Below are 317 nucleotides of genomic sequence, written 5' to 3' on the forward strand. Positions count from 1 at the left end.
GAAATCAACAAAAAAGTAAACACATTGTAAAACAACAATGAGAAGTAGCCATAAAAAAATCCCATTTCGTTGTTCTTTAGTGAATACATAATGGGATTTAAAATTACTCATGGTAATTTATTTTTTAATCTCTTTTATAGCTTGCATGTATTTATTAAGCTCCTTCTTAACTTTAGGCGCCAGTAATATCAAACCAATCATATTTGGAACCATCATCTCGAAAATCGTGGCGTCAGAGAATCCAATAACAGAGCCTAAACTTGCTGCGGCACCAATAACTACAAGTACACAGAAAATCAATTTCTAGGCATATTCCA

Annotated in this window: 1 pseudogene; it reads right to left on the reverse strand. The window is 32.5% G+C overall.

Annotation, left to right across the window (positions count from 1 at the left end):
• Nucleotides 1-117 precede the first annotated feature (117 nt).
• Nucleotides 118-303 (reverse strand): annotated as a pseudogene (locus EYD45_RS16570) (alanine:cation symporter family protein); the annotation flags it as partial.
• Nucleotides 304-317 lie beyond the last annotated feature (14 nt).

Source organism: Hyunsoonleella flava, from assembly GCF_004310325.1.
GTDB lineage: Bacteria > Bacteroidota > Bacteroidia > Flavobacteriales > Flavobacteriaceae > Jejuia > Jejuia flava.